This is a genomic window from Cohnella candidum (assembly GCF_003713065.1).
Lineage (GTDB): Bacteria > Bacillota > Bacilli > Paenibacillales > Paenibacillaceae > Cohnella > Cohnella candidum.
This window is the reverse complement of the sequence record NZ_CP033433.1, coordinates 5,002,516-5,016,896: the sequence shown is the minus strand read 5'-3', so window position 1 is coordinate 5,016,896 and position 14,381 is coordinate 5,002,516. Positions and strand designations below refer to the sequence as shown.

Sequence of the window (14,381 nt, the reverse complement as noted above, 5' to 3'; positions counted from 1 at the left end):
CTTGAAGGTATTGAAGGTATCTCCTTGGACGATCGCGGCTTTCGTGTTGCCTTGCTTGCTGCTGTACGTCTGCCTCGTATTCGTGCCGATTCTCGTATCCGTCTATACCGGCATGCTCGATTGGAACGGCATCGGAGCCTCCGAATGGGTCGGCTTCGCGAATTTCAAATACATGCTGACAAGCGACAACGTATTCTGGCCTTCGGTTAACCGGACGATGCAAATGGCGATTTTGTCGCTCGTGATCCAATTGCCGGTCGCCCTGTTCGTGGCCATCCTGATCAGCCGCCACGTCCGTAAAGCCAATTTTCTCGTCACCAGCTATTTTCTGCCGGTTATTTTATCGGTCGTCGTTATCGGGCAGTTGTGGAAGACGATTTTGAATCCCGCATCCCAGGGAGGCATGATTAACCAGCTCCTTGAGAAAATGGGACTGCAGGATTGGACGCACGCTTGGCTCTCGGAGCCGAAATACGCGATGTATTCCATTATCCTCGTCGGCTTGTGGCAGTACCTGGGCTATCATATCCTGATTCAATTCACGGGAATCCAGAACATTCCGGCCGATATTTACGAAGCCGCCAGAATCGATGGCGCCGATGGCTTCAAGGCCGATCGATATATCACCATTCCGATGATCGTTCCGATTTTCAAAATCTCCGTCGTGCTTTCTTTCATCGGCTCCCTGCAGTCGTTTGACCGAATCCTCGTCATGACGGGCGGCGGACCGGCGCACGCCACGGAAGTGCTGGCCAGCCACATGTACTATCAATCGTTCTTGACGCAGAAATACGGTTACGGCAGCGCCATCGCCGTGTTCCTCGTCGTCCTTAGTCTCGTGCTGACCGTCGTAGTCAACAAATCCTTCAACTCTCTTGAAAAACGTTACTCTTAAGGAGGCGCCCCGAATGAGCCAGTCCGCGACCCTCACGGCCATGCAAGCTTCGGCTTCATCCCGGCGACGTTTCTCCATCAGCCGGTTGATCATTTATATCATCCTTGCCATCCTGTTCGTCACTCAGCTGTACCCTCTGTTGTGGCTCTTGATCTATTCGTTCAAAACGAACGAAGAAATTTTGTCGGGCAGCTTCTTCGCCTTGCCGGCCAGCTGGCAATGGGTCAACTACAAGGATGCCATCGGCGGCGGACTCTATTGGAAGTATCTGACCAACAGCGTTTTCGTGACCGCCATTACCATCGTCGCCGTCATCGTGTTGGCCGCGATGGTGGCGTTCGCGATCTCCCGCTTCCGCTGGAAGTACGGCCAGTATGTGCTGCTACTCTTCCTGCTCGGCATGATGATTCCGCTGCAGAGTACGCTGCTTCCGCTCATGATCATGTTCAAGAACATCGACATCCTGAACACGCGCTGGTCGATCATCCTGCCTTACATCGCATTCCAGACACCGATCGCCGTGTTCATCCTGTCCGGCTTCTTCCAGTCGATCCCGAACGAAATCGAAGAATCCGCCATCGTGGACGGAGCGGGCGTATGGAGCATTTTCACCCGCATCGTGCTTCCGATTTCCGTTCCTCCGGTCATGACCGTCTGCATCCTGACGTTCATCAACATCTGGAACGAATACGTGCTGGCCGCGACGTTCATTTCCTCCGAGAAAATAAAGACGCTGCCGTTCGGCGTGTACAGCTTCGTCAGCCAATACTCCGTCAACTATGGAGCGATCGGCGCATTCCTCGTGCTCGGAGCGGCGCCGGTCGTCATCATCTACTTCCTGCTTGCGGAAAAAATCACCAAAGGGATGGTAGCAGGCGCCGTTAAGGGTTAAGATGAACCTATGAAAAGCATTCACACGATCCACGGAAGATTGTTCCTCATATTCCTGTTCAGCCTGCTCGGGCTGCTCTTTATTCTCAGCTTCGTGTATTACCAAAGAGCAACCGAGCAGATCCGCGATAAGGTCGCCGTCATTGCCGAGAAAAACATCTCGCAGACGGTCGGCCTTTTCGATCTTATGTTGAAAGGTTATGACAGCGTCACCAAATCCCTCACCAGCAACAACGAATTGATGCGGCTGCTCCGGCAATCGGAGGATCCGGTCAGTTCCGACGTGGCCGTTAACCTGGAGCGGCGGATCACCGACATCATGGGCGCCATCTTCTACTCCCGCAATGATGTCGTCGGCATCCACATCCTGACGAATCAAGGCGAGGTGTACAGCTTTGACCGGTCGGTCGGAGGCGCGGTGCGCAGCTACGTGGGCAAAGATTGGTTCAACCAGCTCCAAAAGTCGACGGGCGAGATGATCTGGCTCGGCGTATTCCCGCACTCTCTCGTCAGCGAGGGCATCAACGAGCCCGGCAGCAAGGTGTTCGCTTTCGGGCGCGAGCTGTTCGAGCTCAACACGATCAAGCCGATCGGCATTGTCTTGATCGAGACGGACGCCGACGCCATCACCTCGGCGCTGTCCAACGCCAGTCTGGGACCGGGCAGCAACGTCATCATCCGCGACGCCTCGGGCAACGAAATCATGCATACAAGGCCCGCCGATCCCGATTCAGAAGAGATGACCATTCCGAAGGAATGGCCCGGTCCGCTGAAGAAAGGCCAAGTAATCGTGACCGACCGCAAGGACTATCTCGTCACGGCCGCCCCGATCAGCATGGCGGATTGGACGGTCATCGGGGAGACGCCGAAACAGGACATCCAGCTGGAGCTTCAGGAGACGCAGAAATTCCTGCTCTCCGTCGTGATCGTCCTCGTTATCGCGGCCACCTTGCTGGCGACGGTCGTCTCCCGGTCCTTCTCTTCTCCGTTCAAACGGCTGATCCAGCAAATGAAACAGGTCGAGCTCGGCAATTTCAAAGGCATCGTTCGGGTGCAATCTTACCATGAGCTTAACGTGCTCGTCGGTTCGTTTAACCGGATGGTGACCCAGATGGACGAGCTCATCGAGCGAATCAAATTGGCCTCCATCAGCGAAAAAAACGCGCAGCTGCAAGCCCTTCAGTCGCAGGTCAATCCGCATTTTCTGTTCAACACGCTGGACATGATCTACTGGATGCTGGACGAACGCGAGAACGACCGGCTCGGCAACGTCATTTTGTCGCTGTCTCACATGTTCCGGTACAGCAGCGACTGGGAGGAGGCTTCCCGCGCGACGCTGCGCAAGGAAATCGAGCAATTGCAGCACTACTTGACCATCATCGAGACACGGCTAGACACGCGGGTGAACACGACCATCGACGTCGAGGAAGAGCTGCTGGACATCGTGGTTCCGAAAATGATCCTGCAGCCGATCGTCGAAAATGCCGTCAAATACGGACTGGAGCCGCTTAACCGCCGTACGGGCTCGCTGCGCATTTATTCCCGGGAAGAGGACGGCAGAATCGACATCGTCATCGAAGACAACGGCGTCGGCATGGAAGAAGAAACGCTGCGGAGAATCGAACGGATGTTGGAGGAAACTTCCTCCACGACCGCTTCGGCGCAGGACCACGGCGGCCGTCGCGGCGTCGGCTTGCTTAACGTGCATCAGCGCATCCGCCTCCTGTACGGCGATGCCTACGGCCTGCGTATCGAAAGCGAGCGCAATCGCCATACCATCGTGACGGTTTCGTTTCCCGCACCCCACCGAGAGGAGAAATCGGCGTGAACATTCTCGTCGTGGACGACGAAAGCTTCATCCGCAGAGGCATCGAACGGACGATCCGAACCCATTTTCCCGAACACAAGGTGCTGCTGGCGGCGAACCCGGAAGAAGCGGTGCTTACGCTGCAAAACGTGCCGATGGACCTCGTGCTGACGGACGTCCTCATGCCCGGCATGACGGGACTTGAGCTGATGGAGATTTCGCGGAAACGCCACGCCCATGTCAGATGGGTCGTCATCTCCGCCCATTCCGAGTTCAAATACGCCAAGGAAGCGGTCCGTCTCGGCGCAAAGGATTATTTGCTCAAACCGATCGGCAAGGATATGCTCGTCGACATGATCCGCGAGATCGGGGACGAAATCGCCAAGGATAACGAGCGGTCCAAAGAGGCCCAGCTCCTGAAGCGGAACCTGCGGTTCCTGCGGGAAGCCGTCTTCGCCCGGTGGGCGTCCGGCCTTGATTTGGGCGGCATCGATCTGGCGGCGTTCACGGGCAAGCATCCGTATTTCCATCTGATTATGGTGCGGATGGAAAGCGAATCGGACATGAAGCTGGAGCATTTCATCGTGGAAAACGTGCTGTCGGAGCTGATCGAGACCTCGGGTCAAGGGTTCGTGACCAGTTTTGACGCGAAAAGTTTGCTTGGCCTCTTAACCCCGAAGGACGAAGGAAGCCTCACCGCCATCATCGACCAGCTTCGCAGCCACTTAAAGCGCTATTTGAAGATACCGTTCCAGATCCTGCACTCTGAACGCATGACCGACATCTCCGAGGTTCCGGCTAAAGTGCAGCAAATGCGGAAAAGCTCCGCCACCCAGGTCTACGAACACTATGCCAGCGGCGGAGAGAAAGCGATCGAGGTGGCCTTTCAATACATCGCCGCGCACTTCCAGACGGAACTTACGCTGGAGAAGGTCGCGTCGATCGTATACTTGAATCCGGTTTACTTCAGCCAGCTGTTCAAACAGAGAACCGGCGTCGGCTTCAAGGATTACCTCACGCAGCTGCGTCTCGACCGCGCGATGAACCTGCTTCGCGATTCGGAGCTGAAGATCGGCGACATTTCCGAACGCGTCGGGTATCCGGACGTGCGCCACTTCTCGCAGATCTTCCGCAAGAAAACCGGGCTGACCCCGTCGGAATACCGCCAGAGCGTAGGCGGAGGCGACACCGGAGAGCCTTAAATGAAAAGAGCCTGACGATCCGTGCATCCGGTCGTCAGGCTCTTAGGCTTTTTACGCTTGATCTCCGTCCAATACGCGGACTTCGATCGGGAGCAGGTTCTGCTCGATCAGATCCCGTTTGGGTTCAAACCACGACGGGAGCTGCAGTTTCTCTCCCAACTTTTCGAACGGCTCGTCGTTCGTGAACCCCGGCGCGTCAGTGGCGATTTCGAACAGGATGCCGCCGGCTTCCCGGAAGTAAACGGCGTTGAAGTACTGCCGGTCGACGATGCCGGTCGCCTGGAAGCCGTGGGCGATGACATTCTCGCGCCATCGCGCATGTTCCTCGTCATCGCTGGCTCTCCACGCGATATGGTGGACGGTGCCCGCTCCGCCTGCTCCCCAGCCCATCGGCGCGGCATTCATGTCGATGACATTGCCGAGATCGCCGTAGGAACGATAACGGACGAGATCTCCCTCTTGCCCGATCTTCGTCAGCCCCATGACGTTGACGAGAAGCTCTTCGGTTTTCGCGGGCGCAATGCTGTTCAAGATCGCTCCGCCGAAGCCTTTGATCGCCTTCTCCGCCGGCACTCCGCCGAACGACCATTGGCTGGGTCGCCCTTCCTCGCGCTCGACGATTTCCAGCTGCAAGCCGTCCGAATCCTTGAAGCGCAAATAGGTTTCGCCGAAACGGACGGTACGGTGGACGTCGACGTTCAGTTTGCGAAGCCGCTCCTCCCAGAACTCCAAAGTGCCGACCGGCACGGCGAACGTCGTATAGCCGACCTGCCCGCCGCCGATGCGCCCTTTTCTCGCTCCCTCCGACGGGAAGAACGTCATCGCCGTTCCCGGGCTTCCGACTTCGTTGCCGAAGTACAGGTGATAAACATCCGGCGCATCGAAGTTAATGGTTTTCTTGACCATGCGGAGGCCCAGCACTCCTGCGTAAAAATCGACATTGGCTTGCGGATTGCCGACGAAAGAAGTGATGTGGTGGATACCTGCGGTTTTTTGAGTCATTGTTTTTCAACCTCCATGATTTTAATATTTCCTTTTGTTCCCTGGTTGCAACATATCTTTAATTTAAGATATTTGACGGACGGATAGCCGCATCGGCTACTTGACCGCCAAACCGAGTTTCTTGAGCAGCTCGATCGCGTCCTTCTTCTCTTCCTTCGAAAGTCCCCTCATCATCGATTCGATGGCCTCGGCGTGGGATGGGAATAAAGAGCCGAACCACTCCCGGCCTTGCTCCGTAAGCTCCGCGAAAGTGACCCGCCGGTCTTCCGGATGAGGGACGCGCTTCAGGAGCTCCCGCTTCTCCAGCTTGTCGATGTTGTAGGTAATGCTTCCGCTCGTGATCAACACCCTGTCGCCGATCTGCTGCAGAGGAAACCTGCCTTTGTGGTACAACAGCTCCATGATCATGAACTCCGTCGTGGACAATTCGTGTTTCTTCATGTCCTTGATCGCGAGGTCCATGATGCTCTTGTAAGCTTTGGACAGCACCACGAACAATTTCAGCGACAAGTCCCTGTTCTCCGGATCCTGCATCGTGCCGTCCCTCTCCATTGCGCTCGCCCTCCCTTCGCATTTATCTTTAATTTAAGATAATAATAGCACGGTTCTTTTTCATATGCAAGGGGGTGTCGGCTGTACGGAAGCGTTCTGTTAAAATATAGGCAAGCCCAATAAAAGGAGTGACTGGAGTGAAGTTCGGTCATGTGATGATTTTCGTTACAGACAAGGAAAAAGCGAGATGGTTTTATTCAGAAGTACTTGGCATGGAAACCGTTCTGGAAGAAGAAAATAAACTTGTTTTTGATTTGGGAGGCAGTAAACTTACGGCTTTTAAGTGTGAGAAAACGACTGAAATCGGAGATTACTCCAATGAGGCCAGAACCGTTCTCGTGTTTGAGGTCGAATCGATCGAGCGCAGTTTTAAGGAAATGCAGGAAAAGGGAATTCAATTCTTGCATGAGGAGCCTACGCCAGGGAAATATGCGGCATTCGTTGATCCCTTTGGTAACGTGCATGAAATCGCTGAGTCGACGAATTAACCGAAAATGAACAGCCTTGAAAATCCGGCAGGCCGGACATCCAAGGCTGTTCCACAGGATGGTGTCAATGAGCGCCGACGCCAACCGCTTCTTCGGAAGGGGAATAAGCAGCGGCCAACTCCCGCTCCAACTCCTCTGCGTATTCCTGCGTTTGCTCGCCGCCCCAACCCAAACGCTCCGCCATGTACCGGACGGATTGATCTTTCCATCTCCGTACCCAGTCGATATCGAAAAACATCGCGCCGGTCCGACGGATGAAGAAGTCAACGGGTTTGACGGCCATTTCCTCCTCTATGGCGTATCGCAGCATCGCACGCAGTTCAGCCGGGAATCCATGTGCGTCCTCGCGTTCCCGCTCCGCACGGATCAAGTCGTAAACCGTCGCGACGTTCGAACCGTAACGCCGGACGAGCTGCTCCGCAGTAAGGGGCAAAAGCCCGTCACGCTCCCCCTCTTCGGCCATCTTCCGAACGAACGCCGGGAAGCCTGCGGAACCGCCGACATCGCCTCCGGAAATGGGCAGCGTCCGAGTCGCGCATGGGGCGTACGGTCCGCGGCCTTCCGCTTGAAGCTCCACGGCAAGGAGATCCGCCACCGTTTCGGCCATTTTCCGGTAGCCCGTCAGCTTGCCGCCCGCGATCGTAATCATGCCGGAAGGAGAGACGAAAATCTCGTCGCGCCTCGATACCTCGGACGGCGATTTGCCTTCCTCGTAAATGAGCGGCCGCAAGCCGGCCCAGCTGGATTCCACGTCGGCGGCCGTCAGCTTCAGCCCGGGAAACAAATGGTTGGCGGCGGCCAGCAAGTAATCCCGGTCCTCTTCGTTCATACGAGGGTGGGCCGTGTCCCCGGCATAGTCGGTATCCGTCGTGCCGACGTACGTCTTCCCGTCGCGGGGAATCGCGAACACCATCCGGCCGTCGGGCGTATCGAAATAAATCGCCTGCCGCAACGGAAAACGCCGGCCGTCGAACACGAGATGCACGCCTTTGGTGAGCCTGAGCGTTTTGCCTTCCTTGGATCGGTCGAGCCCGCGCAGCGTATCCACCCAGGGCCCCGTCGCGTTCACGACCTTGCGCGCGCGAATGCGGTACTCCTTTCCTCCGATAACGTCCCTAGCCACCACTCCGCCCAGCTTGCCGCCCTCGTCGTAAATGAGCTGCTCCGCTTTCGCATAATTAACCGCATGCGCTCCGGCCTCCGCCGCTTTTTTCAGCACCTCGATCGTCAGGCGCGCGTCGTCGGTCCGGTATTCCACGTAATAGCCGCCGCCTTTCAGGCCTTCCTTCCGCAGCAGCGGCTCCTTTCCGAGCGTTGCCTCCCGGCTCAGCATCCGGCGCCTCTCTTCGCGTTTCACCCCGGCCAGGAAATCATATACCCGCAGTCCGATCGAGGTGGAGAACTTCCCGAAAGTGCCCCCTTCATACAGAGGCAGCAGCATCCATTCCGGCGTCGTCACGTGGGGACCGTTCTCGTACACGACCGCCCGCTCTTTCCCGACTTCCGCGACCATCTTCACTTCGAACTGCTTCAAATATCGGAGCCCGCCGTGCACCAGCTTCGTCGATCGGCTGGAAGTTCCCGCCGCAAAATCCTGCATCTCGATGAGCGCCGTCTTCATGCCTCTCGTCCCGGCGTCCAGGGCAATGCCCGCTCCCGTAATCCCACCGCCGATGATCAGCACGTCGTAGATTTCCTGCTCCATCCGAGCAAGCTTGCTTTGGCGGTCCGCGCCCGAGAATTTCCCTGTCATGATGGATGGCCCCTTCTCTCCTTGAAAGTAAAAAAGAACCGCGAAACGTCCCGGACGCGCAGCCGCGCAGCGGGAAGGTTCGTGGTTCTCCTGGTCTCCTACCGAGATATGAACTTGTTAGGATTGATTATAGCACTTCATTCCGCCGCGCGAAAGCGACAAGTACCGATCACATCTTGAAAGCCATGGCGGCTTGCACCGCTTTGCGCCATCCCGCGTACAACCGCGCGCTATCGCCCGCGTGCATGGCCGGCTTAAACGACCGCTCCAGTTTCCAGCCTTCCGCGATGTCGTCTTTGCTCGCCCAGTAACCGACGGCCAAACCGGCCAAGTAAGCGGCGCCCAATGCGGTCGTCTCGTTGACGACGGGCCGCTCCACTTCCGTGCCGAGCAGATCGCTCTGGAACTGCATGAGGAAATCGTTGCGCACCGCGCCTCCGTCGACCCGCAAGCTTTTGAGCTTCAGGGCCGAATCGACCTGCATGACGTCCAGCACGTCCTTGCTCTGATAGGCCAGCGACTCCAGCGTTGCGCGAATGAAATGCTCCTTCGACGTCCCCCGCGTCAAACCGAATACGGCTCCCCTCACGTCGCTGTCCCAATAGGGGGTGCCCAAGCCGACGAAAGCGGGCACGACGTACACGCCTTCCGTCGAGGCGACGCGGTTCGCGTACGTCTCGCTGTCCGCCGTCGTTTTCAGCATCCGCAGGCCGTCCCGCAGCCACTGCATGGCGGAGCCCGCCACGAACACGCTCCCTTCGAGCGCGTATTCGACCTGTCCCCCGATTCCCCAGGCGATCGTCGTCAGCAGCCCATGCGCGGATTGGATCGCTTCGGTTCCCGTGTTCATCAGCATAAAGCAGCCCGTGCCGTAGGTGTTTTTGGCCATTCCCCGTTCGAAGCAGGCTTGCCCGAACAACGCGGCTTGCTGGTCTCCGGCGATGCCGGCGATCGGCACCCCTTTGCCGAAGAAATGGTGCTCCACCGTTTCGCCGTACACTTCCGAAGACGAGCGGACTTCCGGCAGCATCGACGCCGGAATGTCGAGAATCCCGAGCAGTTCCTCGTCCCAGCGAAGCTCGTGGATATTATAGAGCAGCGTCCTCGACGCGTTCGAGTAATCGGTGACGTGAGCTTTGCCTCCCGTCAGCTTCCAGACGAGCCAGGAGTCGATCGTGCCGAACAGCAAATCGCCGTTCTCCGCCCTCTCCCGCGCGCCTTCCACGTGATCCAGCAGCCATTTGATTTTGGTCCCGGAAAAATAAGCATCGATCAGCAGCCCCGTCTTGCTCCGGAACAGCGAGTCGTGCCCCTGACGCTTGAGTTCCTCGCAAATGTCGTTCGTTTGCCTGGACTGCCAGACGATCGCGTGATGGATGGGGTGGCCCGTATGCCGGTCCCAGACGACCGCGGTTTCCCGCTGGTTCGTGATGCCGATCGCCTCGATCTGCTCCGGAGCAATCTCCGCTTGGGAGAGCGCGCCGGCAATGACGCCGAGCACGGATACCCAAATCTCGTTGGCGTCGTGTTCGACCCAGCCCGGCTTCGGAAAATATTGCCTGATCTCCTGCTGCGCGGTACTCACGATATGCCCCTGCTTATCGAAAATGATCGCGCGCGAGCTTGTCGTCCCTTGGTCGATCGCGAGAATGTAAGTTTGAGCCACTCAGCGTCCCTCCTGCTTCCCGGTATTTTCGAAATGCTTCCATAACTCGGCGTTCGAAGTCGTGACTGCCGATGCGCCCGCCCGGACCGCCTGCTCCACGTCGTTCACCGTTCGGATCAGCCCGCCTGCGAAAATCGGGATTCCCGTGCGCTCCGACACTTCGGTGATGATGTGAGGGATGACGCCCGGCAGCACCTCGATGAAATCCGGCTTCGTCCGTTCGAACATGGCGTAGCTTTTCTCGAGCGCGTTCGTGTCCAGCAGGAACAACCGCTGGATGGCGAGCAGCCGGTTTTGCTTCGTCTTCGCGATTACACCGGCCCGGGTGGATACGATGCCCGCGGGCTGTACGACCTGGCACAGGTATTCCGCCGCGTATTCGTCGTTCTTCAGCCCCTCGATCAGATCCGCGTGCAGCAACGGCTTTTTGCCGTGGGACTTCGCCAGCTCGACGATCGACCGGATTTGGCTGATATGGGAGTCGAGGATCACGATGTATTCGTAGGACAATTTCATCAGCTTCTCCAGATCCTTCACCTTCCGGGCCGCCGGCAGGATGATCTGGTTATTGAAATTCACGCGTGGTCCACCTCCGTCAAAAAAAGGAGAAACACGAATTCGTCCGACTAGGACAAAATTCGCGTGTTCTCCTTTTCTCCGTCACTTGTATTAACTTGAGATCATTATAAAGCAGGCATGTAAGCGATGTCTACCATTAAACGAGATTCCAGAACAGCGCCGTGTTGGCGACCGAGATCATCGTGAACAGGAACGTGTTCAGGAAAGCGGCCAGCCAAACGTTGTTCGTTTTCTCGAATACCTTGCGGGAATAGACCGCCGCGATCGCCAGGGCCGGTACCAGCGCGAACAGCAGGATGCCGTTCAAGGCCTGCGCCGGGTACAGCGCGACGCCCGTCGCGAAGTCTTTGCCGTACTGGGCGAGCAGCCACAAGACGAGTCCGCCCACGTTCAAGAGGATGGCCAGCAGGTATCCGCCTTTCCGTCCGCGGGTGTTCGCGTTCAGCGCCACGGTGCTGACGTAATAGTAGACTAAGAAATATGGAATATAGCGCAAAGCGGTGATGAAATGTTCCATCTTAAACGTGCGCACCGCCATGACCCAAATGCGGAAGTCGGTACCGAATACGGCTTGCAGCGCGAAGAGCAGCAGATAGCCGATGACGACGGCGATGACGGCCGTGATCAGGCTCGAGACGATCGTTGCCGGATTCAGGCTGATGCCGTAGCTGCCGAAAGACGTACCCGCATCCTTCTTGGAGAAGTAATGGAATGCGACCGTCAGGAATGCCGCGATCAACGCCGACACGATAGCCCAGTACACGATTTGGTTCGTCGTGGGCTCGTTATAAATCGGTCCGAGCGGGGTGATGTGCGCGGCGTTGCGGAACACCAACCACAGGATCAAGGACAGTACGGCGAGCACTGCGCCGCCAACGCCGAACGACCTCTTTTTCATCGCGAAGCCGGCAACGGCCGCGACCACGCTCAATCCCAATAGGATGAGGGAGATCACTTCGAGCGTATGAAGTCCGCCCGCTTGTTTATCCATCAACGTCGGGAACAGGATGGCCGGGATGAGCGCGCTGAATACGATGGCCAGCCAATAAACCGCTGTCTGCCTGCCGTTCGCAGGCGCCGAGACGGTCGCGATCGCGCCGGTCACGGCTTTGTTCAGCAACGGCGCTTTCAGCAGCAGGCTGATCAGCGGCACGAACATCAGGAAGAACCCGATCAGCGCCACGCAGTTGCCCGCTTCCTTCAGCCACCAAATTTGGTTGCCGGACGAGAGGTCCGCATGGGTTTGATTCGGCGAGGTAACCCCGTTAAACGCATGCGCGTAAAAATCGATCAGATCCGCCGTAACCGTGGGAGACGTGTGGTTCCAAGGGTGAGTCTGGTTCGGCGTGAAGACGATGCGCTCGCCCGCTTGCGAGGGACGAACGGCCTTGCCTTCAACGGTCACGTCTCCGGATTGCACTTGATAGAACTTGCCTGCCTCCGCCGGCTGGTCCGCCGCCACGCCGAGGAACGACTTGCCCGAAGCGGTTTCCGTGAAATCCTTGTGCGTGACCGTTCCTTTGACTTCCTTCTCTTCGGCGGTTTTCTCCGCCTCCGATTTGTTGAAGAAGAACTCGTCGTACTTGCCTCCGATGACCCCGACCGTTCGGCTGCCGAAAGCGGCTTGGAACTGGTCCTGGGGAGCGACCGCCGCCGCGTAGGAGAAATCCGCGCCTACGGCAATGCCCGCATAGATCATGCGATAGCCGGCCTTCAAGGAATTCATCTCATCCATGTACATGGAGATCAAGGAGGAGAAGCCGCCCATCGAGTGGCCGCTTACGGCGACGTAGGCGTTGCCCTTGTCGTCCTTCTTGGTGTAAGGCTGCTGATAAATGTACTTCGCCGCGTCGAACTGGGAGTAAATCCAGAACGTCGCGAACATGTCTTTCACCGGAATGTCGCCGGTCCAGCGGGAATCGCCGTGGTCGTACATGTCGAGCGCCAGAACGATATAGCCGCGTCTCGACATTTCGATGGCGGGAGCGTCCTGCATTTCCTTCGAGTTCAGGTAGCCGTGCGTCGTGATGATGACCGGCCGCGGATCGTTCGGGCCGGCCCCGTCCGGCGTGTACAGCAGGCCGGTCAGGTTGCCGTGGTCGCCCTTAAATGAAATCTCCTTCACGTTGACCGAATAAAACGAAGTGTTGAACATGCCGGCGAAAAAGCTGCCGAGAATCATCAGGACCAAGGATAGCACCAGCAATCCTTGCGGTTTTTTCATCATTTTAAGCATAGTAGGCTCCTCTTCAACAGTTTAGTTTCTATCGAATGACAGCGCTGTCATCGCGCCGTAAGCCACCCCCTCTGAATGGACTCCTGCACCGGGCGGACACAAGAAAACACCACAACTCCTTCGACCGCGCGATTTCCGCAGCCAAGCGTTGTGGTGTCTCCCGTTCTCCGACCAACTATTAATTTATGGCTGAATTATAACACGGCAAACGACGATTGGATAGTCCCGGTTTTCAGGTCTCGGATTAACCGGCACGCCGCTGAAGCCATCGCGTAAACTTAAAGCTCCCCAGCACAAGCAGCAGGAGCACGGGATAGCACAAAGCAGAGTACCATAACTTCCATTTCAAGTAGTAAAAGAAGCCGGATTCTAAAGCCGCGACTTCATAAACAAGGCAAAATGCAGTCCACGCCAATATGTAAGCGGCTTTTCGCGAATTGGTTTTCGCGAACGGAAAATAATTTAAATAGATGGCATTTACGGGGGGATACAGAAAGATTGGCAGAAATCCGGACCATTGGTTTCCGGGCGCGATATATCCATACAGATTGAGTTTCAGGTCCAAGGCCATGTTCGAAAATGATTCCACCACGATCGAAAACAAGGCGATGCACCAGATATCCAGCCAAGTGATTCGTTTCGGCATGAAGATCGCGGCCACATGAAAAGCGATGAGCGATACGATGAGAAATACCATGTTCAATTCCACACTTTCGCCGATTCAGGCTTCACTTGGTCAGGGGCACATGAAACAAGCCTACTAACGTGAAGACGACAATGATCGAAATTCCGTATGCCCATAAAGGTCTTCGGTAATGAAGCCGTACCAAGGGGATGACTACGCCCATGAAAGCAATCGACCACCATAAATTCCATCCATTGCGATAGATAAGGATCCCTTGCCATACCTCAATCCATTCAATGACGGTATATACCAATATCCAAAACGAAATCCAGAAGAACCGTTTCATTTTACCGATCGGGTAATTCCCCAAAAACAGGATCACGACGCAAGGGTGAATGGTCAAGGCATAAAAAAGCGAACTCTCCGTGTGGGTCTTGAAATTCGATCGGGCGTATATTCCCACATCGAATACGGGTAACAGAGAAAGTTATAAAGAAAATCCGCGGCAATCACGAATAAAATGCTGGACTGATATTGCTTCCAGTTTCGCCAGTCGCCCCATTTGAGCAAAATGAGCGCCCACAAGACGGCCCTTATCAAAATGAACATGCAGTCGACCTTCTTTAGGAAGTAGTGTTACAAATATTCCCAAGGGCACCCCGCATTAGTCTGCTAAAACAAAAAC

General features: G+C 56.3%; 13 protein-coding genes. 5 read left to right on the top strand and 8 right to left on the bottom strand.

Annotated elements, in window-relative coordinates:
- The first annotated feature begins 1 nt into the window (after position 1).
- The 4 genes from EAV92_RS23255 to EAV92_RS23240 are packed head-to-tail and all read left to right on the top strand — an operon-like array spanning position 2 to position 4,795.
- Positions 2–895, top strand: coding sequence for a carbohydrate ABC transporter permease (locus tag EAV92_RS23255; RefSeq protein ID WP_123043289.1), 894 nt, complete (start codon positions 2–4; stop codon positions 893–895).
- Positions 896–908: 13 nt separating this feature from the next.
- Positions 909–1,787 (top strand): carbohydrate ABC transporter permease, encoded by an 879-nt coding sequence (locus EAV92_RS23250; protein WP_123043288.1) that lies wholly within the window; start codon positions 909–911, stop codon positions 1,785–1,787.
- A 9-nt stretch (positions 1,788–1,796) separates the two neighbouring features.
- Positions 1,797–3,614 (top strand): sensor histidine kinase, encoded by a 1,818-nt coding sequence (locus EAV92_RS23245; RefSeq protein ID WP_123043287.1) that lies wholly within the window; start codon positions 1,797–1,799, stop codon positions 3,612–3,614.
- Positions 3,611–4,795 carry a response regulator gene (locus tag EAV92_RS23240; RefSeq protein WP_123043286.1) on the top strand — a complete coding sequence of 395 codons (1,185 nt, stop codon included), beginning with the start codon at positions 3,611–3,613 and terminating at the stop codon, positions 4,793–4,795. Before EAV92_RS23245 ends, EAV92_RS23240 begins: the two co-directional genes overlap by 4 nt.
- 51 nt (positions 4,796–4,846) lie before the next feature.
- Here the strand turns inward: EAV92_RS23240 and EAV92_RS23235 are convergent, their stop codons facing one another.
- On the bottom strand, positions 4,847–5,797 hold the full coding sequence (locus EAV92_RS23235; protein ID WP_123043285.1) for a ring-cleaving dioxygenase: 951 nt from the start codon (positions 5,795–5,797) through the stop codon (positions 4,847–4,849).
- A gap of 96 nt (positions 5,798–5,893) precedes the next feature.
- Positions 5,894–6,349, bottom strand: a complete 456-nt coding sequence (locus EAV92_RS23230; RefSeq protein WP_123043284.1) for a MarR family winged helix-turn-helix transcriptional regulator — start codon at positions 6,347–6,349, stop codon at positions 5,894–5,896.
- A 137-nt stretch (positions 6,350–6,486) separates the two neighbouring features.
- Between EAV92_RS23230 and EAV92_RS23225 the strand changes: the two genes are divergently transcribed.
- Entirely contained in the window at positions 6,487–6,837 is a 351-nt protein-coding gene (locus EAV92_RS23225) for a VOC family protein (protein WP_206424262.1), read from the top strand.
- A 64-nt stretch (positions 6,838–6,901) separates the two neighbouring features.
- Here the strand turns inward: EAV92_RS23225 and EAV92_RS23220 are convergent, their stop codons facing one another.
- From EAV92_RS23220 to EAV92_RS25270, 6 genes are all read right to left on the bottom strand, one after another.
- Positions 6,902–8,590, bottom strand: a complete 1,689-nt coding sequence (locus EAV92_RS23220; RefSeq protein WP_123043283.1) for a glycerol-3-phosphate dehydrogenase/oxidase — start codon at positions 8,588–8,590, stop codon at positions 6,902–6,904.
- A gap of 169 nt (positions 8,591–8,759) precedes the next feature.
- Entirely contained in the window at positions 8,760–10,256 is a 1,497-nt protein-coding gene (gene glpK / locus EAV92_RS23215; protein ID WP_123043282.1) for a glycerol kinase GlpK, read from the bottom strand.
- Positions 10,257–10,835 (bottom strand): glycerol-3-phosphate responsive antiterminator, encoded by a 579-nt coding sequence (locus tag EAV92_RS23210; protein WP_123043281.1) that lies wholly within the window; start codon positions 10,833–10,835, stop codon positions 10,257–10,259. It lies immediately after the preceding gene.
- Positions 10,836–10,971: 136 nt separating this feature from the next.
- Positions 10,972–13,071 carry a hypothetical protein gene (locus EAV92_RS23205; RefSeq protein WP_123043279.1) on the bottom strand — a complete coding sequence of 700 codons (2,100 nt, stop codon included), beginning with the start codon at positions 13,069–13,071 and terminating at the stop codon, positions 10,972–10,974.
- Positions 13,072–13,315: 244 nt separating this feature from the next.
- Positions 13,316–13,768, bottom strand: coding sequence for a CBO0543 family protein (locus EAV92_RS23200; protein WP_164472910.1), 453 nt, complete (start codon positions 13,766–13,768; stop codon positions 13,316–13,318).
- Between the two features lie 31 nt (positions 13,769–13,799).
- A complete protein-coding gene (locus EAV92_RS25270) occupies positions 13,800–14,159 on the bottom strand; it encodes a CBO0543 family protein (protein WP_420888793.1) in 360 nt (119 codons plus the stop codon).
- Positions 14,160–14,381 lie beyond the last annotated feature (222 nt).